This window comes from Allokutzneria sp. NRRL B-24872 (assembly GCF_002155965.1).
Lineage (GTDB): Bacteria > Actinomycetota > Actinomycetes > Mycobacteriales > Pseudonocardiaceae > Allokutzneria.
Genome location: NZ_MUMH01000006.1, coordinates 22,245 through 42,409, shown reverse-complemented (window position 1 = coordinate 42,409; position 20,165 = coordinate 22,245). Strand labels below are relative to the sequence as shown.

21 protein-coding genes are annotated in these 20,165 nt (G+C 70.0%); 5 read left to right on the top strand and 16 right to left on the bottom strand.

Features of this window, described 5'->3' with window-relative positions; genetic code table 11:
• Positions 1 to 37: 37 nt before the first annotated feature.
• Positions 38 to 439: a PPOX class F420-dependent oxidoreductase gene (locus CCN37_RS00965; RefSeq protein ID WP_086818677.1), complete on the bottom strand. Its 402-nt coding sequence runs from the start codon at positions 437 to 439 to the stop codon at positions 38 to 40.
• Positions 440 to 490: 51 nt separating this feature from the next.
• Here CCN37_RS00965 and soxR point away from each other — a divergent pair, with 51 nt between their 5' ends.
• Complete coding sequence (gene soxR / locus CCN37_RS00960; RefSeq protein WP_086818676.1) at positions 491 to 1,006, top strand: redox-sensitive transcriptional activator SoxR; 516 nt, start codon at positions 491 to 493, stop codon at positions 1,004 to 1,006.
• On the opposite strand, the gene CCN37_RS00955 is transcribed toward soxR, so the two are convergent.
• Positions 983 to 2,119, bottom strand: coding sequence for an MFS transporter (locus CCN37_RS00955; protein ID WP_246842743.1), 1,137 nt, complete (start codon positions 2,117 to 2,119; stop codon positions 983 to 985). The two genes, soxR and CCN37_RS00955, sit on opposite strands and share 24 nt — an antisense overlap.
• A 61-nt stretch (positions 2,120 to 2,180) precedes the next feature.
• Positions 2,181 to 2,837 (bottom strand): cysteine hydrolase, encoded by a 657-nt coding sequence (locus CCN37_RS00950; RefSeq protein ID WP_086818675.1) that lies wholly within the window; start codon positions 2,835 to 2,837, stop codon positions 2,181 to 2,183.
• Between the two features lie 100 nt (positions 2,838 to 2,937).
• Between CCN37_RS00950 and CCN37_RS00945 the strand changes: the two genes are divergently transcribed.
• Positions 2,938 to 4,176 carry a serine hydrolase gene (locus CCN37_RS00945; RefSeq protein WP_086818674.1) on the top strand — a complete coding sequence of 413 codons (1,239 nt, stop codon included), beginning with the start codon at positions 2,938 to 2,940 and terminating at the stop codon, positions 4,174 to 4,176.
• On the opposite strand, the gene CCN37_RS00940 is transcribed toward CCN37_RS00945, so the two are convergent.
• The 8 genes from CCN37_RS00940 to CCN37_RS00905 form a co-directional block, all read right to left on the bottom strand.
• Positions 4,160 to 4,606 (bottom strand): nitroreductase family deazaflavin-dependent oxidoreductase, encoded by a 447-nt coding sequence (locus CCN37_RS00940; RefSeq protein ID WP_086818673.1) that lies wholly within the window; start codon positions 4,604 to 4,606, stop codon positions 4,160 to 4,162. The genes CCN37_RS00945 and CCN37_RS00940 overlap by 17 nt on opposite strands.
• Positions 4,607 to 4,622: 16 nt before the next feature.
• Positions 4,623 to 5,057, bottom strand: a complete 435-nt coding sequence (locus CCN37_RS00935) for a VOC family protein (RefSeq protein WP_086818748.1) — start codon at positions 5,055 to 5,057, stop codon at positions 4,623 to 4,625.
• 87 nt (positions 5,058 to 5,144) lie between these two features.
• On the bottom strand, positions 5,145 to 7,286 hold the full coding sequence (dnaB, locus tag CCN37_RS00930) for a replicative DNA helicase (protein ID WP_086818672.1): 2,142 nt from the start codon (positions 7,284 to 7,286) through the stop codon (positions 5,145 to 5,147).
• A gap of 301 nt (positions 7,287 to 7,587) precedes the next feature.
• On the bottom strand, positions 7,588 to 8,043 hold the full coding sequence (rplI, locus tag CCN37_RS00925; protein ID WP_086818671.1) for a 50S ribosomal protein L9: 456 nt from the start codon (positions 8,041 to 8,043) through the stop codon (positions 7,588 to 7,590).
• A 21-nt stretch (positions 8,044 to 8,064) separates the two neighbouring features.
• A complete protein-coding gene (gene rpsR, locus CCN37_RS00920; protein ID WP_086818670.1) occupies positions 8,065 to 8,313 on the bottom strand; it encodes a 30S ribosomal protein S18 in 249 nt (82 codons plus the stop codon).
• A gap of 61 nt (positions 8,314 to 8,374) precedes the next feature.
• Positions 8,375 to 8,887, bottom strand: a complete 513-nt coding sequence (locus tag CCN37_RS00915) for a single-stranded DNA-binding protein (RefSeq protein WP_086818669.1) — start codon at positions 8,885 to 8,887, stop codon at positions 8,375 to 8,377.
• 21 nt (positions 8,888 to 8,908) lie between these two features.
• Entirely contained in the window at positions 8,909 to 9,211 is a 303-nt protein-coding gene (gene rpsF, locus CCN37_RS00910; protein WP_086818747.1) for a 30S ribosomal protein S6, read from the bottom strand.
• Between the two features lie 117 nt (positions 9,212 to 9,328).
• Positions 9,329 to 10,327 carry a hypothetical protein gene (locus CCN37_RS00905; protein WP_086818668.1) on the bottom strand — a complete coding sequence of 333 codons (999 nt, stop codon included), beginning with the start codon at positions 10,325 to 10,327 and terminating at the stop codon, positions 9,329 to 9,331.
• Between the two features lie 181 nt (positions 10,328 to 10,508).
• Between CCN37_RS00905 and CCN37_RS00900 the strand changes: the two genes are divergently transcribed.
• Entirely contained in the window at positions 10,509 to 11,279 is a 771-nt protein-coding gene (locus tag CCN37_RS00900) for a deoxyribonuclease IV (RefSeq protein WP_086818746.1), read from the top strand.
• A gap of 69 nt (positions 11,280 to 11,348) precedes the next feature.
• Here the strand turns inward: CCN37_RS00900 and CCN37_RS00895 are convergent, their stop codons facing one another.
• Both CCN37_RS00895 and CCN37_RS00890 read right to left on the bottom strand, forming a co-directional pair.
• Positions 11,349 to 13,160, bottom strand: coding sequence for a phosphoenolpyruvate carboxykinase (GTP) (locus CCN37_RS00895; protein ID WP_086818667.1), 1,812 nt, complete (start codon positions 13,158 to 13,160; stop codon positions 11,349 to 11,351).
• A gap of 371 nt (positions 13,161 to 13,531) precedes the next feature.
• Complete coding sequence (locus tag CCN37_RS00890) at positions 13,532 to 14,332, bottom strand: hypothetical protein (RefSeq protein ID WP_168200471.1); 801 nt, start codon at positions 14,330 to 14,332, stop codon at positions 13,532 to 13,534.
• Between the two features lie 100 nt (positions 14,333 to 14,432).
• Between CCN37_RS00890 and CCN37_RS00885 the strand changes: the two genes are divergently transcribed.
• Positions 14,433 to 14,918 carry a GNAT family N-acetyltransferase gene (locus tag CCN37_RS00885; RefSeq protein WP_168200470.1) on the top strand — a complete coding sequence of 162 codons (486 nt, stop codon included), beginning with the start codon at positions 14,433 to 14,435 and terminating at the stop codon, positions 14,916 to 14,918.
• On the opposite strand, the gene CCN37_RS00880 is transcribed toward CCN37_RS00885, so the two are convergent.
• From CCN37_RS00880 to CCN37_RS00870, 3 genes are read right to left on the bottom strand one after another with little or no spacing between them, the layout of a single operon-like run.
• Complete coding sequence (locus CCN37_RS00880; protein ID WP_086818664.1) at positions 14,915 to 16,792, bottom strand: dynamin family protein; 1,878 nt, start codon at positions 16,790 to 16,792, stop codon at positions 14,915 to 14,917. The genes CCN37_RS00885 and CCN37_RS00880 overlap by 4 nt on opposite strands.
• Entirely contained in the window at positions 16,789 to 17,190 is a 402-nt protein-coding gene (gene grpE, locus CCN37_RS00875) for a nucleotide exchange factor GrpE (protein WP_143261352.1), read from the bottom strand. The genes CCN37_RS00880 and grpE overlap by 4 nt, the downstream gene beginning before the upstream one ends.
• Before the next feature lie 5 nt (positions 17,191 to 17,195).
• Entirely contained in the window at positions 17,196 to 18,779 is a 1,584-nt protein-coding gene (locus tag CCN37_RS00870) for a dynamin family protein (RefSeq protein WP_086818663.1), read from the bottom strand.
• 168 nt (positions 18,780 to 18,947) lie between these two features.
• Here CCN37_RS00870 and CCN37_RS00865 point away from each other — a divergent pair, with 168 nt between their 5' ends.
• A complete protein-coding gene (locus CCN37_RS00865; RefSeq protein ID WP_371503573.1) occupies positions 18,948 to 20,117 on the top strand; it encodes a sensor histidine kinase in 1,170 nt (389 codons plus the stop codon).
• Positions 20,118 to 20,165: the final 48 nt, after the last annotated feature.

Genomic DNA, 20,165 nt, shown 5'->3' with positions numbered 1-20,165 from the left:
TCGACGACTGGGCAGGCGCTTCCGATCGTAGCCGTGATCAGCCGGCCTTTCGGCTCGTCATGCCCTCGCTCGTAGGGTCAACGCCCCAACTGAAGATCTTGTCCGGGTGCACGCGGATCAGCTCCGCGCTCATGCCCGCCGGTGTGTTCTCCTGCTCCGACAAGGCTTCCGCGCGGCCGCGGATCTCGATCCCGCGCACCCGCCACGGCTTGAACGAGGCCACGTCGTCCACCACGAGCGCGGCCCTGCCGGTCGCCAGCACGTTGCGGAACTTGCGGGTGGCTCCCATGTTGTAGCCGCCGATGTCGATCGTGCCGGTGTCGGCGTTGTAGCGGAAGCCGACCGGGTTGTTCTGCACCGCCCCGTGCGCGTCGACGGTGGCCAGCCTGCCGAGGACCTGCTCGGCGAGGTAGTGGAGTTCGTGCTCGGTGAACGTCATGCCTCCAGCGAACAACCTGAACCGGAGTTGAGGTCAAGGTACGGTGGGGGCGTGAACCAAGTGCCGCTCCGAACGCCCGAGCTCACCGTCGGCCAGCTCGCCGAACGCAGCGGGGTCGCCGTCTCGGCCCTGCACTTCTACGAGCGCAAGGGGCTGATCCACAGTCGCCGCACCTCCGGCAACCAGCGCCGGTACAGCCGCGACACCCTGCGCAGGGTCGCCTTCGTCCGCGTCTCGCAACGCGTCGGCATGCCGCTGGAGGTGATCCGCGAGGCGCTCGCGTCGCTGCCCGACGAGCGCACGCCGACGCCGGAGGACTGGGCGCACCTGTCCCAGGAGTGGCGCTCCGAGCTGGACACGCGGATCGAGCAGCTGGTGCAGCTGCGCGACAACCTCAGCGACTGCATCGGGTGCGGCTGCCTCTCGCTCAAGACCTGCCACCTGTCCAACCCGCGCGACGTGCTCGGCCAGCAGGGCCCCGGCCCGCGCAAGCTCCTCCCGGAAACGTTGCGTACCAGGGAAAGCGCTCAGTCCACTATGGACTCATACGCGCCGGTCTGCGAGTAGCAGCGTCGCGACCATCGCCAGCGCGACCACCCCGCCGAGCGTCATGACGGTGGCGGTGGACGTGGCGTCGACGACGAGGCCGCCGAGCAGCGCGCCCGCGGAGAGCATCGCCTGGAACGACGAGGTGAACAGCACGGTGGCGGCTTCCGGCGTGTTCGGGGCCGCCGCCGCGAACCACTTCTGGGAGCAGGCCGGAACGGCTCCGTAGCCGATTCCCCAGAGCACCAGCAACGCGAACGCGCCGATCTCCGAACTCCCCGCGACAGGAAGGGCCAGCGTCGCGAACGCGATCAGGAGACCGCTGATCGCGAACATGCGCGGAGACGTTCCCGAGAGGAAGTTCCCGACGACTCCGGCAATGCCGTACGCGATCAGGAAGACCGTGACGGCACTGGTCTTCGTCACTTCCTGGAGGAACGGCGTGACATAGGTGTAGGTCGCGAAGTGCGCTGTCACGACCAAAGCGGTGACCGCGATCCCGAGTCGGATCTGGCGCTGCCGCAGGAGTTCGCGGAGCGTGCCGAGACGTGTCACCTGAATCGCTGGTAGCGGCTGCATCCACCACAACAGCGCGCCCAGCACCACGAGCGTCAGCAGTCCCATCACGACGAAGGCGCTGCGCCAGCCCGCGACCTCGCCGATGAACGTACCTGCGGGAACGCCCAGAACCGAGCCGAGCGGAACGGCCGAGAAGATCACCGAAGTGGCTCTGCCGACCGATTCCGCCGGAACCAGCCGTGCGGCGAGGCCGGAACCGATCGACCAGAAACCACCGATCACCAGGCCCACCAGAAAGCGGGAGAACAGCATCACCCAGTAGTTCGGCGCCGCTGCGGCCAGGAAATCCGCGACCGCGAGCACGAACATCAACGCGCACAACATGGTTCGCCGGTCGAGGCGTCCGGTGACCGCGGTGAGCACCGGAGCGGAGATCGCGGCGAGAATTCCCGGCAGCGTCATCATCAGACCCGCGACGCCCTCGGAGATCTCGAAACTCGAACCGATCGAGGTGAGCAGTCCGATCGGCAGGATCTCCGTGGTGACGATGGAGAAGATCCCCATCATCACCGCGACGACGGCGGGCCAGTTCCTGGTGCGTGTTGTTGTTGGCACGAAAGACAGCCCACCAGCCGTGAGTGCCGCTGTCTGGCGGCTTCGCGACAACTCCGTGCCCTCACGAACTCAAGATCAACTCAATGATCTCGTCGGTGGGCCGCACATCGCCGAAGGTCCGATAGACCGTGTGCAGCGTGGCGTTGTGGTCCTGGTCTCGCCGCGCGGCATTGGCGTCGGCCGCCATGATCACCCGATAGCCCAGGGTCTTCGCGTCGCGGGCCGAGGACTCACAGCACACGTTGGTGACCGTCCCGGTGATCAACACCGTGTCGATCCCCTTGTGCGCCAGCAACTCCGGGAGGTCGCAGCGCCCGGGGAAGAACGCGCTCGCCGCCGACTTCTCCGCGAAGAGGTCGTTCTCGTGCGGCGCGAAACCCGACCACAGGCGCTCCGGCAACGGCCCCGTCCCGCCCGACGTGCGGAACACCTCCGCCACCTCCGGGCCGTAGAACTCCTCGTCGATCGCGGTCCGCTCCGTCGTCGCCGGGAGCACCCACGCCACCGTGCCGCCCGCCCCGCGCAGAACCTCGGCGAGCCGGTTGATGTTCGGCACGATGCCCTGGCAGTACGGGCTCTGCGTCACGAAGAACGGCACCATGTCGATCACCACCAACGCCGTGCGAGCCGGAACGAGGCTGGTGAAGGCGAAGCGCCTGCCCCGCCGCTGCTCCTGGCGCGCGTACTCGCGCTCCTCGATGAACCACTCGTGTCGCATGTCAGGGCGGTGTCAGCGTCGTGGCGGTCCGCTGTCAGCGCGGCTGGCCATCGTGGTTCTCGTCAGCAGTTCAGCTCGACGGCCCACGAGAGGAATCATCATGGGACAGCAGGGTAACGGCGGCTTCTCCGACTCCGGTCTGCGCAGGGTGCGCGAGGTGCTGGCGGGCCACGTGGACTCCGGCAAGATCCCCGGCCTCGTCGCGCTGATCAGCCGGGGCGGGCACACGCACGTCGAAGCGCTCGGCACGATGCGCCACGACGGCGGCGCCGCGATGAGCCGCGACACGATCTTCCGGATGGCCTCGACGTCGAAGCCGGTCGCGATGGCGGCGGCGATGATCCTGCTCGACGAGTGCAGGCTGCGGCTGGACGACGTGGTGGACCCGTGGCTGCCGGAACTGGCCGACCGCAGGGTGCTGAAGCGGATCGACGGCCCGCTCGACGAGACCGTCCCGGCGCGCCGGCCGATCACCGTGCGGGACCTGGTGACCTCCACGTTCGGGCTCGGCATGGACATGACCGCGCTCGGTTCTCCGATCATGAACGCGGTCTTCGAGCAGGGGCTCACGCCCAACCTGCCGACGCCGATGCCCGAGCCCGACGAGTGGATGCGCCGCCTCGGTGAGCTCCCGCTGATGCACCAGCCCGGCGAGCACTGGCAGTACCACCTCAGCAACGACCTGCTCGGCGTCCTCGTCGCCAGGGTCACCGGCCAGTCGTTCGAGTCCTTCCTGCGCGAGCGCCTCTTCGAGCCGCTGGGGATGAAGGACACCGGCTTCGACCTGCCCGCGAGCAAGATCCACCGGCTGCCGCCCGCCTACGCACCTGACCCGGCGACCGGCGAGTTCACCGTGTGGGACGAGGCCGAGGGCGGACGGCACAGCAGCCCGCCCGCGTTCCAGGGCGGAGGCGGTGGGCTGGTCTCCACCGTCGACGACTACCACGCCTACTTCCGGATGCTGCTCAACCACGGGGTGCACGACGGCGAGCGCGTCCTGTCCCGGGCCGCCGTCGAGCTGATGACCACCAACCGCCTCACGCCCGAGCAGAACGCCGCCCGCAACGCCATGGCCACCAACAACGTCCACCTGTCCTTCGGCCAGGGACAGCACGGCGGCTGGGGCCTTGGCATGGCCGTGCGCACGTACCGGGGCGACTACGCGCCCATCGGCCAGTTCGGGTGGGACGGCGGGAGCGGCACCTCGACCTACGCCGACCCGGACAACCAGCTCGTCGGCATCCTGCTCACCCAGGTCGGGATGTCGGTCCCGAACGCCGCGCACGCGATCCACGACTTCTGGACCACGGTCTACCAGGCGGTCAGTCCTGCGGAGTGAGCAGGACGACGGGGATCTCCCGGGCGGTCTTCCCCGCGTACTCCGCGTACAACGGGAAGATCCGCACCATCTGCGGCCAGAGCGATTCGCGCTCGGCCGGGGAAGCGACCCGGGCTCGGGCGGTGAACCGCCGGGTGCCGACCTGCACCCCGACGCTGGGCTCCGCCCGGAGGTTCTTGAACCACGCGGGATCGTCGTCGGAGCCGCCCTTGGAGGCGACGACGACGAAGTCCTCCCCCGCCGTGCCGTAGATCAGGCACGTGCGACGCGGTGTGCCGGTCCTGCGCCCGGTCGTGGCCAGCACGAGCATGCGGACGCCGTCCGACTCGTGCCCCTCGGTGCCACCGGAGGCCAGATACGCGCGGACCTGCTCAGCCACCCAGTCCCACCGCGAATCGGTGGCGCGGTCGAGGTCGTCAGCGACAGCCATGACGGAGCTCCTTCCTTCAGTTGGGCTGCTCGGCGAGCCCGACGATGATCCCCTCGGGACCCCGGACGTAGCAGTACTGGTAGCCGTCCCCGAACCGCGCCACCTCGCTCACCAGCTCGGCGCCGTGGCCGCGCAGGCGGTCGAGGATCTCGTCGACCGACTTGACGGCGAAGGTGATGCGGGGAATGCCCGGGACGTTCACCGGAGCCCTCGGCGCGGTGGCCGTGGTGGTGGGCGAGCGGAACGTGGACAGCTCGATCAGGCCGTGGCCGTCCGGGGTCCGCACGAAGACCATGTCCGCCCGAACGCCGTCCAGCCCGACGAGCTGGTCCGCCCACTTGCCCTCGACCGTCGTCCTGCCGTCCACCTCAAGGCCGAGCGCGACGAAGAACGCGACAGCGGCCTCAAGGTCCTCGACCACGACACCGACGTGATCCAACCGGTAGATCATGGGGTCCTCCCAGGTCACGCGGCCTGTGGCGGCCGCTCGTACCCCTGGGACGGAACCGGCGCGACGTTCTCGACATCGCCGGGCGGATCAACCTTGGGCGAGATCGGTGAAGCGGCTGTAGTGCAGCTGGTGCGCCACGGTGATCGTGCTGGTGGGACCGGCACGGTGCTTGGCGAGGATCAGGTCGGCCTCACCGGCGCGGGGGTCGTCGCGCTCCCACGCGTCGGGCCGGTTGATCAGGATGACCATGTCAGCGTCCTGCTCCAGCGAACCGGATTCACGCAGGTCGGAGAGCATGGGACGCTTGTCGGTGCGCTGTTCCGGACCACGGTTCAGCTGACTGATCGCGATCACCGGAACCTCGATCTCCTTCGCCAGCAGCTTGAGCTGACGGGAGAACTCACTGACCTCCTGCTGCCGGGACTCGACCTTCTTGCCCGAGGACATCAGCTGCATGTAGTCCAGCACCACGAGCTTGAGGTCGTTGCGCTGCTTGAGCCGCCTGGCCTTCGCGCGGATCTCCATCATGGTCATGTTCGGCGAGTCGTCGATGAACAGCGGCGCCTCGCTGATCTCGCTCATCCGGCGCGCGAGCCGCGTCCAGTCGTCGTCGGTCATCCGGCCACCGCGCATGTCGCCGAGGCGGATGCGGGCCTCGGCGGAGAGCATGCGCATCACGATCTCGGTGCGGCTCATCTCCAGCGAGAAGATGACGCTGGCCATGCCGTGCTTGATGGAGCACGAGCGAGCGAAGTCCAGCCCGAGCGTGGAGTTGTGCGTCGGGATCATCGCCCGCCCGGCGAGGTACAGGTGGTCGGCCGCGCTGACCTCGACGCAGCGGACGGGCACGCTCGCGATCGGGCGCACGTCCACGATCGCCCGCACACCGCGCGTCGCGGACCGGAGTTCCTTGTGCGCCAAGCGCTTCGACTCGACGCGGAACACGTCGTCCTCGGTGGCGAACACGACGTCGGAGTCCGGAGCGCAGTCGTGGCCCAGGCTCTGCACGAGCTCGCGGGCGTCCTCGCCCAGCGGCAGGCGGACGGAACCGTTGTCGTCCACCGAGCCCAGGACGTCGAGCAGCCCGGCGAGCACCGCGCGGCGCTGAGCCCGCGAAGCACGCAGGTACGGCACGGACAGCTCGGGCTCGCCCTCCGCATCGGCGAACAGGGTGATCTCGGGATCGGAGCTGCCCCCGGCGAGCGCCACGCCCAGCGCGTACGGGGCGGTCAGCTCGGCCAGCTCTGGCAGCTCCAACGCGGCGGCGGTGACCACCGAGCTGACGACGCCGCGCCGCATCGAATCCGCGATCTCGGCGGTCGTGCGCACCTCGGAGCCGATCGCCCACTGGTGCTCGGCGTCCGCGACGATCACCGTGCCGTCGCCGAACTCGACCTCGAAGCACGGGCGCCCGGTCATCACCTCGGTCGCCGCGACGACGCGCGTCGGCAGGCCGTCGGCCCCGATCAGCTCGTCACCGACCTCGACCGCGCCCATCGTGGTCCAGCCGGTGGGAGTGGGCAGCGGGGTGTCCAGCGCGAGCGCCTTGCCGACACCGGGCCGGGCCGCGACGATGATCATCTGGCCCGCGTGCAGGCCGTTGGTCACCGCGTCCAGGTCGACGAAGCCGGTCGGGATGCCCAGCGCGACACCGCCGCGCGAGGCGATCGCGTCGATCTCGTCCATGGTCGGCTGGAGCAGTTCCTCCAGCGCGACGTAGTCCTCGGTGGTGTTGCGGTCGGTGACCTCGTAGATCGCCTGCTGCGCGCGGTCGACGACCTCGTCGAGCTCACCGCCCTCGGCACCGTGGTAGCCCAGGTGCACGATCCGGGTGCCCGCCTCGATCAGCCTGCGCAGCACCGCCTTCTCCGAGACGATCTCGGCGTAGTAGCTGGCGTTCGCCGCGGTCGGCACGGTGGCGATCAGCGTGTGCAGGTACGGCGCTCCGCCGACCCGCATCAGCTCGCCGCGCTTCTCCAGCTCGGCGGAGACGGTGATCGCGTCGGCGGGTTCACCCCTGCCGTACAGGTCCAGGATGACGTCGTAGATCGACTGGTGCGCCGGACGGTAGAAGTCGTCGGGGCGGACCACCTCGACCACGTCGGCGACGGCGTCCTTGGACAGCAGCATGCCGCCGAGCACGGACTGCTCGGCCGCGAGGTCCTGGGGAGGTTGGCGTTCGAAGTGACTGCCGGACGGCGGTCCTCCGCGGTCGTCGGCCAGTGCCACCGGATGCCTCCTCCTGTGGACAGAGCTGTGGACAACCTGGGGATGGCCTGTGCACACCCGGCCACAGCCGCAGTCGCCTTCTGGGGACTACCTGGGGACAACTTCTCCACCGGTCATGAAACACCCAGGTCAGACCCTGTGGAGCGAATGTGGAAAACAAGGCGCCGATCCTGTGGCCCCTGTCATAGCACCGCACGCGAGTTGTCCACGGCATGCGGCGGATCAAGCGCCGCAGCGGTCACGGCGCAGTGCGAAAGTGCCGCCCGCCGGTGATCACTCGTGGCGGGCGGCACTCGCGGTCTTACTCGCCCGCGGTCACCTGGAGGTTGACCGAAGCGGTGACGCTCGGGTGCAGCCGGACGGACACCGCGTGCTTGCCGGTCGTCTTGATGTGACCGGAGAGTTCCACGGCGCGCTTGTCCAGCAGCGGGCCACCGGCCGCCTTCACGGCGGCGACGACGTCGACCGCGGTGACGGAGCCGAACAGCTTCTTCGAGCCGGCCGCGGCGCGGCCCTTGTGCTCGACGGCGCCGAGGCCCTCGAGCTTGGCCTTGACCTCCTTGGCGTGGTCGAGGTCGCGAATGCGGCGACCCTCCTGAGCACGCTGGATGGTCTTGACCTGGCGCTCCGCACCCTTGGTGGCCAGGATGGCCAGCCCGCGCGGGAGCAGGTAGTTGCGGCCGTAGCCGTCCTTGACCTCGACGATGTCGCCGGGACCGCCGAGGCCACTCACGTCAGCGGTGAGGATGAGCTTCATCTGACTCTCTCCTTGGCCGGATCAGCGGGCGGTCGAGGTGTACGGCAGCAGCGCCATCTCGCGGGCGTTCTTCACCGCGGTGGCGACGTCGCGCTGGTGCTGGCTGCAGTTACCGGTGACGCGACGGGCACGGATCTTGCCGCGGTCGGAGATGAACTTCCGAAGCAGCGTCGTGTCCTTGTAGTCGATGAGGGCGAGATTGCCCTTCTTCTTGTCCTTGCAGAAGGCGCAGACCTTCTTCTTAGGCTTGCGCACAGGCGGCTTGGCCATGTGTGGTCCTCACAAGATGTGGTTCAGGTTTCAGTCTGGAATCGCGGTGCGGGCACCGAGGTCAGAACGGCGGCTCGTCGCTGTAGCCGCTGCTCTGGGGAGCCGCCGGAGCGGAGCCCCACGGGTCGTCGGCCGGGGCGTTGTTGCCACTGAAGCCGCCGCCGTAGCCGCCGCCTCCCTGGCCGCCTCCACCGCCGCCGCCTCCGCGGCTGACCCGGTTGACCTTCGCCGTGGCGTAGCGCAGCGAGGGGCCGACTTCCTCGACCTCGAGCTCGTACACGGTGCGCCGCTCGCCGCCGTCCTTCGGTTCGTAGGACCGCTGCTTGAGGCGACCCTGCACGACAACGCGCATGCCACGGGTCAGCGACTCGGCCACGTTCTCGGCGGCCTGTCGCCAGATGCTGCACCGCAGGAACAGCGCTTCGCCGTCCTTCCACTCCCCCGACTGCTTGTCGAAGGTGCGCGGGGTCGATGCCACGGTGAAGCTGGCAACGGCCGCGCCGGATTGGGTGAAGCGCAGTTCTGGGTCGGCGGTCAGATTTCCGACCACCGTGATCGTCGTTTCACCAGCCATGGTGTCGCCCTCCGAGTCGGATTAGGACTTGGCCTTGGCGGGCTCGCGGCGCAGGACCTTGGTCCTGAGCACCGAGTCCTGGAGCGACAGCTGGCGGTCGAGCTCCTTGACCGCAGCGGTCTCGCAGTTGATGTCGAGGACGGCGTAGATGCCCTCGGCCTGCTTCTTGATCTCGAAGGAGAGACGACGACGTCCCCAGACGTCGACCTTCTCCACGTTGCCGCCAGAAGTGCGGATCACGTTGAGGAAGGTGTCGAGGGTCGGAGCGACGGTGCGCTCGTCGAGGTTCGGGTCGAGAATGACCATCATCTCGTAGTGACGCATGAAGACCACTCACCTCCTGTGGGCTTGGTGGCCACGGCGGTTCCGTGGCAGGAGGGTCGTCGCGTCAGCAACCCGAGGAGCCTAACAAGTGCCACCGACAGACTTGTAATCGGCTGGTCAGCGGGGCTGGCGGCGCAGCGCCACGGTGCGGACCAGCGCGGCGGTCACGCAGGACAGCGCCAGCGCGGCCAGCAGCACCGGACCGGCGACGCGGCCGGACTGGCCGGAGGGCAGCGCGGAGGCCTGGCCCGCCGAGCGCACGCCGTCGGCGTCCGCCGGATCGCCGAGCTGGCCGAAGCCCGGGTCGTAGCCGGGGACGTTCTGGCCGTAGCGCAGGCCGGGGGCGAGCGCGCCGAGCCCGCCGGGCATCGCGACCGGGAGGTTCGAGTAGTCGTAGAGCGGCACCCTGCCGAAGTCGTAGAAGCCGCCAGCGGGCCACCTGGGCAGCTGGAAGTCCGGCAGCCCGCCGACGCCCGGACCCGGGTTCGCGCCCGGCTGGAGCTGTGGTGGCGGGTTCTGCTGGCCCGGTCCCGGCTGCTGACCCGGCTGCTGGCCGGGGTTCGGCTTGGGCGGCTGGTTCGGGGCCGGGGTCGATCCCCCACCGCCGGTGAGCCGCTGCGAGGCGTCCGCGATCGCGCCGGTGCCGTCCTGGACGGGCTTGCTGGCCTCGTTGGCCACCTTGGTCGTCACGCCGCAGCCCGCGGTCAGCACCTGCCGCACGCCGCCCAGGACCGTGCCGAGCACGGGGCCGAGCAGCGGGATGTCGTCGATCTTGTCGATCACGGCGCTCGCGATGTGCCCGCCGGTGATGAAACCGCCGGAGCCGTTGGGGACCGCGCCGATCGGGATGGGCGGCAGCCGCCGGATCGCCTTGTCCGCCTCGCCGGCGATGGGCGGGCCGAGCAGCGGCACCGCGCGCACCAGGTTCACCACGGGCGCGGCGATCGCGCCGGGGTTGAGCGAGACCGGCTGGCCGGGGGTGCCCATGACGGTGGCCTTGCAGTCGCCGACCACGATCGGCTCGGCCGCGGCGGCGGAGCCCGCGAGCCCGGTGCTCATGGCGCCGCCCACGACGACGGCCAGCGCGGAGATCCGCAGAGCCTGCTGCAGGCGCATGGCCACCCCTCCGGTGCGTACCGATCGGTAACGTCACCGTGTTCAACGACGGAGGACGGCGAAGGTGACGCCGTCACTGGGAGATGTCACTGGGACATGTCACTGGGGAGATCTTCCCGGCTCACGGCTTGTTACCCGGGCACGGCTCGGACTACCCGTTCGGCCTACTACTCTCGTGTTCATGCGCATTGGGGCCCATGTCGGCGCCGAAGACCCCCTCGCCACGGCACAGCGGCTGGGAGCCGAGGTCGTCCAGTTCTTCCTGTCCGACCCGCAGAGCTGGACCGCTCCGGTCCCGCACCCGCAGGGCGAGCAGCTGCGGGCGGCCGGTGTCGAGGTCTTCGTGCACTCGCCGTACGTCATCAACGTCGCGTCGCTGAACAACCGCATCCGCATCCCGTCCCGGAAGTCGGTCGCGCAGCAGGCCAAGGCCGCCGCCGCGATCGGGGCCTCCGGGCTCGTGGTGCACGGCGGCCACGTGACCAAGGGAGAGGACCCGGAGGCGGGCCTGGCGAACTGGCGCAAGCTGTTCGAGCGCCAGGCCGAGGCCGGGGGCTTCGCCGTGCCGATCCTGATCGAGAACACCGCTGGCGGTGACAACGCCATGGCCCGCCGCTTCGACATGCTGGCGCGGCTGTGGGACGCCGTCGGCGAGTTCGGGGCGGGCTTCTGCCTGGACACCTGCCACGCCTTCGCCGCCGGCGAGGAGCTGCCGGGCATCGTCGAGCGGGTGAAGGGCATTACCGGGCGAATCGACCTGGTGCACCTGAACAACTCGCGAGACGCTTTCAACTCCGCCAGGGACCGGCACGCCAACATCGGTTCCGGAACGATCGAGCCGGACGTTCTCGTCGCGGTCTGCGACACCGCTGGCGCGCCCATCGTGTTGGAGACGCCGGGCGACGGTCAGCCCGAGGACATCGAATTCCTCCGGTCAACTGTGAAGCGCTGAGGCGAAAAGCACACGAAGAAAGGCCCCGAACCCGCGGAGTGCGGATTCGGGGCCTTTCTTCAAATTGGTCTAGCCCAATCGCTGCTTCAGCGCGGCCAGCTCGTCGTGCAGCAGGCTCGGCACCTTGTCGCCGATCTTGGCGAACCACTCCTCGATCAGCGGGAGCTCCGCGCGCCACTCGTCGGCGTGCACCGCGAGCGCCTTGTCCACGTCGGCCGGGTCGACGTCGAGGCCGTCCAGGTCCAGCGCCTCGGCGGTCGGCACGTGGCCGATGGCGGTCTCGTTGGCCGCGGCGGTGCCCTCGATGCGCTCGATGACCCACTTCAGCACGCGCGAGTTCTCGCCGAACCCGGGCCACAGGAAGCCACCGTCCTCGTCACGGCGGAACCAGTTCACGTAGAAGACCTTGGGCATCTTCGCCGCGTCGGCGCGCTTGCCCATGTCGATCCAGTGCTGGAAGTAGTCACCGGCGTGGTAGCCGATGAACGGCAGCATGGCCATCGGGTCGCGGCGCACGACACCGACCTGGCCGATCGCCGCGGCGGTGGTCTCGCTGGACAGCGTCGCGCCCATGAACACGCCGTGCTGCCAGTCGCGCGACTCGGTGACCAGCGGGATCGTGGTCTTGCGGCGCCCGCCGAAGAGGATCGCCGAGATCGGGACGCCCTGCGGGTCCTCCCACTCCGGCGCGGTGATCGGGCACTGGTCGATCGGGGTGCAGTAGCGGGAGTTCGGGTGCGAGGTCAGCTCCTCGTCGCCCGGCTTCCAGTCCTTCTTCTTCCAGGTGGTCAGGTGCGCGGGCGGCTCGCCCATGCCCTCCCACCACACGTCGCCGTCGTCGGTCAGCGCGACGTTGGTGAACAGGCTGTTGCCCTTGGCGATCGTGCGCATCGCGTTCGGGTTGGTCTTCCAGTCGGTGCCGGGCGCGACGCCGAAGAAGCCGTTCTCCGGGTTCACCGCGTACAGGCGGCCGTCCTCGCCGAAGCGCATCCAGGCGATGTCGTCGCCGAGGGTCTCGACCTTCCAGCCGGGGATGGTCGGCTCCAGCATCGCCAGGTTGGTCTTGCCGCAGGCCGAGGGGAACGCGGCGGCGACGTAGTGGACCTTGTTCTCCGGCGAGGTCAGCTTGAGCACCAGCATGTGCTCGGCCATCCAGCCCTCGTTGCGGCCGATCGAGGAGGCGATGCGCAGCGAGTAGCACTTCTTGCCGAGCAGGGCGTTGCCGCCGTAGCCGGAGCCGAAGCTCCAGATCTCCCGGTCCTCGGGGAAGTGGCTGATGTACTTGGTCTCGTTGCAGGGCCACGGGACGTCCTGCTGGCCCGGCTCCAGCGGCGCGCCGATCGAGTGCAGGCAGGGCACGAAGTCCGCGTCCTCGCCGAAGCGGGCCAGTGCCTTGTCGCCCATCCTGGTCATGATCTTCATCGACACCACGACGTACTCGGAGTCGGTGATCTCCACGCCCAGCATCGGCTTCTCCGCGGTCAGCGGGCCCATGCAGAACGGGATGACGTACATGGTGCGACCGCGCATGCAGCCCCGGTACAGCTCCGTCATCAGGGACTTCATCTCGGCGGGCGGCATCCAGTTGTTCGTCGGCCCCGAGTCGGCCTCGTCGACGGAGCAGATGAACGTGCGCTCCTCGACCCTGGCCACGTCCGAGGGGTCCGACGCGCACCAGAAGGAGTTCTGCTTCTCCTTCAGCGGCACGAAGGTGCCCGCGCGGACCAGCTGCTCGGTCATCCGCTGCCATTCCTCGTCCGAACCGTCGCACCAGACGACCCGCTCGGGCGTGGTGAGCTCGGCGACCTCGCGCACCCAGGACAGCAGGCGCGGGTGGTTGGTCGGGGCCTGGTCGAGACCGGGAACAGCCAGTGCGGTCATCGCGCTCGTCTCCTAGCTGGGCGGGGTGCCCGTCACTTCCAACGCCGGGGCCGGGGTAGCCGGGCGAATCGAGAAAAAGCTGCGCCACGCCCCGAGGAGGGCGTGGAAGAAAAGGGATGCCTGTGAGGCTAGCGGTACCCGCCAAGAGTGCGCCCCATGCCTGTTGTCGCTTCCCTCACATAACCGATCAGGGAATCGATTCAGCCCCGAATGGGCGCCGGTAAACGGGTGACGGCCAAATGTGCTCGGTCACATTGGGGGCGATGTTGGTCACGTGTGCGATACGCGACGAAACGAACTTCTCGTTGCGAAGGCCAACAAAAAGCCCCGCCCTCCCTGATCGGGACGGCGGGGCCGGTTGCCGCGAACGGCTACTTCCAGCGCGGCTCCTGCGGGGAGGGCGCGTTCGGCGGGAGGCCGGTGTCGCCGACCCACTGGCCGCTCTTCGGGTCGACCTTGATGGTCTTGTTCTCGCTGGGCCGCTCGACGGTCTCGGCCTCCTCGCTCAGGCCCCAGCCCTCGGACACGGTGGAGAACCCGCCGCCGCCCGGCTCGGACGGCGCCTCGCCGCCGCCACCGATGCCGCCGTCGGCCATGCCGAGCTTGTCCTGCTCGACGACCACCCAGTCGCTGCCCTTGGTGTTCTCCTTGACGACCACCTGGCCGTCCTTGGTGATCGTGGTGGACAGCTCCGCGTCGCCGTCGCCGTCGGTGTCGGCGTAGATCACGGTGTTGCCCTGGTTGTCGGTCACCGTGACGGTGTCGCCCTTGCTGTCGTTGTTGGTGTCGACGAGCTGGCCCTCGACCCGGTGGTCGCCGTCGGGACCGTGCACGACCATGCCCGAGCCCGCGCCGTAGGCGCCGTACTTGTCGTCCGGCCCGCGACCGCCGCCCTTCTCCGAGACCCACTCGCCGGTGGCGCCGTCGAACTTGGCGGAGCTGACGACGTCGCCCTTGCCGTTCAGCGTGCGCATCACGTCGGCCTGGCCGTCGTGGTTGGTGTCGGTGAAGCTCAGGTACCCGTCGTCGGTGGACACCATCGCGGTGTCCTCGATGCCGTCGTTGTTCAGGTCGCTGGTGGCTTCGGCGGTGTACTCGTCGCCGTCGACGTTGACCTTGATGTCGCCGTCGGTCCCACCGGTCTCCTCGATGTACACCGGGAATCCCCCCATCCGAACTCGTTCGTTGACTGCAGGTGAGACTCAAGGTAGGCCGCCCCGGTTCCCACGAAAAGCGCGGGCCCTCCCGCTCACCCTGATGGGACGTTCCCGAATGACCGCAGAGCCGAAGCGCAGCAGGTTGCACGCGGTGCTCCCGCGCCCGACCCCGCCCGTCGACCCCGCTTTCCGGCACCCGCGCCCCGACGAGGCCGATGAGCTGGGCGAGCTGGCGCTGCGGGCGTACCGCGGAACGCCGGACGAAGGAGACGTCGGAGCCACACCGCAGGAGGCGGCCGAGGAGATGGCGCAGCTCTTCGCCGGCGCCTACGGGCCGCCGCTGCTCGAAGCCTCCTACGTCGCTGAGCACAAGGGCCGCGTCGTCGCGGGCGCGCTGGTGACCCTGTGGAAGGACGGGCCGCTGCTCGCCTACCTGTTCACCGCGCCGGAGCACGCGGGCGCGGGCCTGGGCACCCGGCTGGTGAACGCGGTGATGTCCGCGCTCGGCGACCTCGGGCACACCTCGCTGAACCTGGCCGTCACCGAGGACAACCACGCCGCCCGCCGGTTGTACCGGCGACTCGGTTTCGCCGAGGTCTAGGCGGGGGTGGTCGCGTCGGTGGGGTCGGTGGGCGCGGCCTGGCGGTGGTGCTGGCGGATCAGGCCGAGCAGCTGCTCGCAGCGCTGGAGCGCGCCGCCGGAGTCGGCTAGGCGGCGGTTGACCACCTGGAGCCGCCGCCCGCGCTCCTCGGCGTCCAGCCGCAGCGCCCTGTCCACCTCGCGCAGCTCCTCCTCGATCGAGGTGACGCGCTTGAGCAGGGCGTCGTCCAGCGCGAGGGTGAGCTGCTGCTCGGCCTCGATGAGCTGTTCGGAGACGAGCTGGTCCATGGTGGAGCGCCCGTCGGCGATCGCCTCGGTGATCCACTGCTTGAAGTACTGCTTGTCGGCGGCGTGCTTGCGGGTGCGGGCCATCCACCACCCGGCGCCGAGCCCGATCGCGATGGTCGCCGGCAGCACGATGGCGCTGCTGAGCGCGACGCCGACCCCGGCCAGCGGCATCATCGCGACGGCCCGGCCGAGGCCGAGCCCGCCGGAGACGCCCATGAACACCAGCAGCTTGTCCTCGGCGGTCGGCGGGCGGCGCTCCGGCGGGCGCAGCACCACGGGCGGCTGGCCGGCGCGGGCGAACTGCGCGCGGATGACGGCCAGCTCCTCCGGGGAGAACAGCTCGCTGAGCACGGTGGTGGCCACGCGGTCCAGGCGCTGGCTGAGCATCACGCTGATCCGGCCGGAGATCATCTGCAGTGCGGCGTCCACCTGCGCGGGGAGGTTGGCCAGCGCCTCGCGGTCGGCGACGTCGGTCTGGCGGCGGAACCACGACGAGACGTCGCGCATCTGCCTGCTGACCTCGTGGCCGCACTCGACCCGGGTGCGCTGGATGTCACCGCGCAGCTTGAGCTGCCAGCCCCTGGTGGAGGACCGGCGCTCGGTGTTCAGCTCGTCGCGCCGGGCGCGCAGCGCGTCGGCCTCGGCCTCGCCGGTGCTCAGCGCGCGCTGCTCCGCGTGGAACCTGGCCTGCGCCTCGGCGAGCGCGGTGACCGAGGCGCGCAGCGCGTTGGCCTCGCCGAGCATCGCGGCGCTGCCGACGACGACGCGCTGGAGTGCGCTCTGCAAGGCGGCGATGCCGGACTGCTCGCGCAGCATGGTCGCGGCCTGCTCACTGGGCGCGTTTCCGGCGAACTCGAACAGCCGCGAGGACACCGGGTAGAAGTCGGCCTCGGCGAAGCGGGGCGCGTGCTCGCGCAGCAGCTGGCGGTTGGCGTCGAGCACCTGGCGCCAGCCGCGGTGCTGGTCGGTCTTGGTGAGCGCGAACAGGACGGTCTCGACGCGCTCGCCGACGTCCTGGAGGAAGCGGAGTTCGCCCGCGGTCAGCGGGGCGGAGGCGTCGACGACGAACAGCAGCGCGGTGGCGTTGGCCGCGGCCTCGGCGGCGAGCTCGCCGTGCATCGAGTCCAGCCCGCCGACCCCCGGAGTGTCCACAATGGACATGAAGCGGAGCACCGGGATCGGCGCCTCGATCTCCACGTAGCGCGGCGGGAGCTGACCCTCCGGCAGCTCGGCCCGCACGGAGACCCAGTGGTGCAGCTCGTCGATGGGGAACTCGACCGGGGGGACCTGGCCGGCGTAGCAGGCGCGGCCCGCCCACTCCTCGCCCTGCTTGATCACCAGGTAGGTCGCGGTCGCCACGTCGGCGTCGACCGGGGAGACGCTCCGCATCGCCAGCAGCGCGTTGACCAGCGAGCTCTTGCCCCGGTTGGTCTCGCCGACGACCACGACCGAGGGGACCGCCTGCGCGGCCTCGCGGGTGGAGCGGACCCACTCCGCGGCGTCCTTGTCGGACTCGCGGAGCAGGTCGACGACTCGTTCAAGGGTCTGCCCGACGAGCTTGGGCAGGGGCACGCCGGGAGTGCTCACGCTTCGCTGGCTCCGCTTCGCCTGGTGTAGACGGTGACGATCGGCGGCCGCAGCGCGCGGCCGTTGTCGGTGAAGCCGACGACCTCGGTCTCGGCGATGACGCCGTCGAGGTTCGGGTCGTCGGTCGGCAGGGTGCCGCCCGCCTCGTGGTGCGCCGGGTCGAAGCGCTCCCCGTCCGGGCGCACGGCGAGGACGCCGACGTCGGCGAGCCCGTGCTCGATCCGGTCGGCGACGCCCGCGCTGCGGGCGCGGTCGTGCGCGTAGAGACAGAGCTGGACCAGCTTGCGGCGCGAGTCGTCCTCGGTGATGTCGAGAACGGCGTTGTCCGGGTTCACCACAGACCCCATGTCGGTCTCTGACGAGTCCTCGCCGCGCTCGGTTCCTTGCGCACCGGACATTCTTCTCAGCCTCCCTCGCGGACCTGCTGCCAGAGCAGGAAGTAGGCCCGGTGGACCACGTGCGCGACCCGGCTCTGCCCCGGGGTGGCGCCGAAGGAGGCGAACGAGCGCCACCAGCCCGCCCGCTCCAGCGCGTACGCCTCCAGCTCCTGCCTCGGCCGTCCCCGCAGTCCCAGCTGGGCGTCCACCCCGCCGCCGCTGCCGACCCTGATGACCTCCTCGGTCAGGTCGACCGGCATGTCGACGGCGCCGGAGGTGACCAGCGTGAGCGCTTCGAGCAGCCGCAGCTGGTGCGCCTCGGGCTTGGCGAGCAGCACCTCGATCGCGTCGTGCACCCGCTGCCGCTCGCCCGGGTCGCCGCTGGCCTGCGCGAGCGCGGTCACCGACGCCAGCGCGGCGGCGGCCTTGATGCCGTCGGAGCGCGCGCGGAACACCGCGTCGATCCGCCCGCGCACGCCCGCGAGGCCGGAGGAGTCCAGCAGCGTGCGGCGCAGCGCTCCCGCCGTGATCGCGGGCTCGGCGTCGAGGGCGTGCAGCGCGACCGCGATCCCGTGCAGGTCGAGCTTTTCCAGCAGGCGCGAGCGCACCGACGCCGAGACCGGGCAGTCCCACGCGGTGAACAGGTCGGCCGACATCAGCATGGTCATCCGGCTGGCCTCGTCCAGCTGCGCGAGCTGGCGCAGCGCGTCGGCGTCGGCCGAGGTGAACCCGCCCGTCTCCGAGGTCTCGGCGAGCAGGCCGATCACCGGGAGCACGTCGGCGACCCTCGGCTTGAGGCTCAGCGCCTGCTTCTCCGCGAGCAGCGTCGCGGCCTTCCACACGTCGCCGCCGGAGCCCTCCACGGTGTCGGCGACGACCGTGTCGGCCTTGTTCAGCACCGCGATCGCGTTGACCGGTCCGGCCTCGCGGCTCGCGGTGGCGGCGGTGAAGGCGGCGAGCGCCTGCTGGTCGTCGGCGCGCACGCCCTGGGTCACCACGTAGAGCACGGCCTCGGCGCCCGCGACGGCGTTGCGCGACACCGGGTCCAGGTCGTCGGACTCGGCGACCTCCGGCTCGGCCTCGGCCGCCGCGCCCAGCAGCTGTTCGGTGCGGGCGACCGACGCGGCGTCCAGCGAGCCGAGCCCGGGTGTGTCGATCACGGTGAGGTCACGGAGCACGGCGTTGGTCAGGTAGGCCTCCAGGTGCGAGACCGTGCTGATGTCCACGCCCAGCTCCGGCGGGATGGTGCCGCTGCTGTCGAAGGGCAGCACCTGCTTGCGGCCGTCGGTGAAGACGACCTCGACGCGGTCGACCGTCCCGTACTGGAAACGGGTCACCAGCCGCGTGCACTCGCCGACGTCGGTCGGTGCCACGCGGCGCCCGATCAGGGCGTTGACCAGCGTGGACTTACCGGACTTGATCCGCCCGGCCACCGCGACCTGCAACGGCGCGCTCAGCCTGCGCAGCACCTCGCGGAACCCCGCCGCGGTGCGCGGGCCGACCTGCGGCTGCAACCGCTGGCAGAGGTTGGCGACGGCCGCCGACAGCGGTCCCGGCCAGTGCCCTTCGCTCCCAGTCACCAGTTCACCCCCACTACGAGCGAACAGCATCGTGCCATGATCGCCCGCCCGGCGGACGCCGGGCGGATAACCGCCAGGTCACGGCCCTCGCCGAAGCGCGAGCAAATGTCAGACCTCGGAGGGACGCAGCACGGGGGTCGCTTACCTAACCTCACGAGCGTGCGGCGGCTCAGTCTGTGGTTGCGTACCCACCCCCTGGTGGGCGACACGATCATGGTCGCGTTCCTGATCCTGCTCGACGTGCTGCTCTGGGAGATCTTCAAGGTCTCCCCGGAGAACTACTACTCCGTCGGCGCGCTGCTGCTCTGCCCGCTGATCATCCGGCGTCGCCAGCCGGTGTTCGCCGCCTCGATCATCGCCTTCGGCGCGGTGCTGCGGATCTTCACCCACCCCGACGACCTCTCGCTGCCCAGGGTCGCCGAGTTCGGCATGTTCATCGCGCTCTACACCCTGGTGCTGCTGGGAAACCGCAAGGTCGCCGCCGTGTACCTGCTGTTCTCCCTCGCGCAGAGCGCGCTGTTGATCAGCCGCGCCTACAACGAGAACCCGCAGGCCCCAGACGCCGTGGAATGGCTGTTGATCAACGTTTTCTGGTCGGTCGCGCTGCCCGCGTTCTGCTGGCTGCTCGCCGAGTTCGTCGCGGCCAGGCGGGCCTACCACGCCGAGGTGGAGCAGCGGCTGCGCATGCTGGAGCTGGAGCGCGACCAGCAGACCAAGATCGCGGTGGCCCAGGAGCGCACCAGGATCGCCCGCGAGCTGCACGACGTGGTGGCGCACGCGGTGAGCGTGATCATCGTGCAGGCCGACGGCGCCAGCTTCGTGATCAAGGACCAGCCCGCGGTCGCCGAGCGCTCGCTGAAGACCATCGCCAGCACCGGGCGGCAGGCGCTGAACGAGCTGCGCAGGCTGCTCGGCGTGCTGCGCGCGGAGGACGAGAACCCGGAGATGGTGCCGCAGCCCAACGCCGGGCAGCTGACCGAGCTGGTGGACAAGGTCCGCTCGGTCGGGCTGCCGGTCGAGCTGGAGCTGACCGGGGACCTGGACAAGCTGCCGACCGGGGTCGGACTCGGCATCTACCGGATAGTCCAGGAAGCGCTGACCAACATCCTCAAGCACGCCGGGCCGGGCGCGATGGCAACGGTGCGGGTGGAGCGGCGCGAGGACGCGGTGACCGTGCAGGTGCTCGACGACGGCTTCGGCACCCCGGGCGACCTCGTCACCGGCGGCAACGGGCTGATCGGCATGCGCGAGCGCGCCGCGGTCTACGGCGGGTCGCTGGACACCGGCCCGCGCGAGGGCGGCGGGTGGCGGGTGAACGCCCTGCTGCCGCTCACCCCTCGGCCGACCGGACCCAACCCGGTGCGCTGATCGCGTTCATCACCAATCTCATCCTCCCTGGCCTGCCCATGGCGGACG